Origin of the sequence: Brachyspira pilosicoli (assembly GCF_019402445.1) — a bacterium.
Taxonomy (GTDB): Bacteria; Spirochaetota; Brachyspiria; order Brachyspirales; family Brachyspiraceae; genus Brachyspira; species Brachyspira pilosicoli_B.
In genome coordinates, this window is record NZ_SRZM01000263.1 from 1 (window position 1) to 3054 (window position 3054).

Genomic DNA, 3054 nt, shown 5'->3' on the forward strand with positions numbered 1-3054 from the left:
TTTCTCATGCATAAGCTGATTCATATAGTCTATAAGCACAATTCCATTATTTACTACAATACCAATAAGCACTATAAAACCTATACCGCTATACACGCTCAAAGTTTGTCCGCTTATAAATAATGCTATCAAAGAACCAGCAAAACCAAATGGAATTGCTAATGCTATAACAAAAGGGGCAATAAGCGATTCAAATTGACTTGCCATTATTGCATAAACTAAAACTAATGCTAATATCAAAGCTTGAATCAACTGTAAAAATGCTTCATTCATATCTTCAAAATCTCCAGCATAATTAATACTAAATCCTGAAGGTATAAATACTTCATTTTTTATTCTTTCTTGAACATCAAGCATTACATCGCTTAATGCTCTGTTGTAGGCTGAAGCTTTTATGCTTGTTATTCTTGTGCTGTCTTTTCTATCTATCTCTGTAGGTCCGTAACTTTTCTCTATAGTTGCTATTGAGGATATAGGCACTATTCCTGCTGTTGTAGGTATCATTAATCTTGATATATCATCTATATTAAGCCTATCAGGTTCTCCAAGCTGAACATTAACATCTATATCTGTAACATCAGAATTGTTCGGTGTCATAGTTGTTGCTGCTGTACCTGCGAAGCTTGTTTTAATGATATTTGCTATTGTATTTACATTGACACCCATTTTTGCCGCTATCTCTCTATTAACATATACTTTCAATTCTGGGTTTGAATCATCTCTTGTAAGTCTTGGCTCTCTTATTCCTTCTACATCAGATATTGCATTTATTATATTGTTTGCTATTTCTGTGGCTTTATCCAAATCATCGCCTACAAGCTCTATTTCAATTTCTTGTCCGCCTGTGCCACCATTTCTGCCTCCGCTGCCTATACCTGAAGTATTTATTGATGCTATATTTATTTGAGCAGGATAAGATGCTAATACATTTCTTGTAAGCTCTATATATTCATCAACTGACTTTTCTCTGCCTTCGCTTTTATCTCTTAACTGCACTCTTATTTCAGCAGAGTTCTCTTCTGAACCAGATTTTACTCTTGACTGCATTCTGTCAAAATCTTTACCTATTACTTCTTGTATATCTACTTCCATTCTATTTACAAAAGACTGAGTTTGTGCTGACTTTGTACCTACTGGCATTTTTACATCTATCTTAAATTGTCCTTCATCTGAAGTTGGGAAACCTTCCTTTCCAATAAATGTTAAGCCTAATACTATTACAGCAAGTATCACGCTTAAAGAAGAAATCAAAACTTTCTTTTTATTTTTTATGGAAAAGTTAAGCATAAAGGAATATATATTATTAACTCTGTCATGAAATTGTTTATTAACAAAATTTTCTATAGGTATTAAAAATTTAGTTTTTTTATTCGTTACAAGTCTAGCTCCAAGCATAGGAACAACCGTAAGAGCAACAAATAAAGAGCCTATCATTGAAACTGTTACAGTAATACATAAATCTTTGAAAAGCTGCCCAGTCTGTCCTTCAACAAAAAGAAAAGGCAGAAATACTGCTATTGTTGTGAGAGTGGAGGCTGATATTGCTAATGCCACAGTGGAAGTTCCGTTTATGGCAGAAGAATATTTACCGTATCCGCTGTTTCGATAATAAAATATATTTTCAAGCACTACAATAGAGTTATCTACCATCATACCAATTCCAAGTACAAGTCCAGACAATGAAATAATATTTAAAGTAATTCCCATAAAATACATTAATGTAAATGTAATGATTATTGATGTGGGTATTGATATTGCTATTATAGAAACAGTTTTTATATTCCACAAATAAAACATAAGTATTATAACAGCAAACAAACCTCCCTGCCAAGCTGTTTCTAATACCCCGTTTATAGATTCGTTTACATTGTCAGCACTGTTGAATAATATTTCATATTTTATGCCTTCTGGAAGATTCAAATTCTCTAATTGTTTTTTTACGGATTTTGATACATTAACAGAGTTTCCTCCAGATTCTTTATTAACAGAAACTGATATTGCAGGCATTCCATTTATTTTTACTATCTCAGAATCATCGCTATATCCTTGATAAACTCTTCCTATGTCTTTTAATTTTATAGGCGTGTCATTAGTTTTTAATACAACCACAGTATTTTCAATATCTTCTACAGTTGTAAACTCTCCCATAGTTCTTATAGTATATTTATAAACTCCTTCGTATGTATCTCCTCCTGATAGGTTTTGATTTTCTGATGACAAAAGAGAAACTATGCTGTTAATATCCAAACCATAAGCATGAAGACGGTTTAACACTAAATCTACTTTCATTTCTGTTTTAAGTCCGCCTCTAATTTCTGCTCTTGCAACTCCTGATGCTTGCTCTATTTTGTTTAATACTTGATTGTCTATTAAAGTATATAATGCCCCTAAATTATCAGTGCCAAAAAATGCTATCTCCATTACAGGCATCATATCTGTAGAAAATTTAAATACTGTAGGGCTTTCAGCATCATCTGGAAGAGAGTTTTTTATTCTATCTATTGCCTCTCTTATATCAGCAGTTGCAACGGCTAAATCTGTACCCCAATTAAACTCTATAAATACGCTTGACTGACCTTCTTCTGAAGTAGAAGTTATTGAATTAATGCCGCTAACCGTAGCAACTGCATTTTCAACTACTTTAGTTACTGATTTTTCTACCTCTTCAGGTCCTGCATTCTCGTACTCTGTTCTTACTGTAATATAGGGAAGCTCCATATTAGGTAAGAAATCTACTGCTAATTTTGTTAAACTTACAAAACCTAATATTAACACTGCTATTATACACATAAAAACAGCTACAGGTCTTTTTACTACTAACTCTATAAAACTCCTCATTCGCACTCCTTCTTATATAGTATGTATACATATTGTTGTATAATTTTAGACGAATAAGGTTATAAAAAAGTTTTAAATAAATTTTATATTGGAATGTATTTATATTATTTTTTATTAATATTTTTTAGCTAAAACATAGACATTATCTTACACTTTATACATATTCCAAACATACAAAGCTAAAGCACTTGCACTTTTTGGTTCTTTGACGAAGTC

Annotated in this window: 1 protein-coding gene; it reads right to left on the reverse strand. The window is 32.0% G+C overall.

Annotated features, from left to right (window positions below; all coding sequences use genetic code 11):
- On the reverse strand, positions 1-2838 hold a 2838-nt coding region (locus E6A48_RS08590; RefSeq protein WP_219709723.1), incomplete at its 3' end, for an efflux RND transporter permease subunit.
- Positions 2839-3054 lie beyond the last annotated feature (216 nt).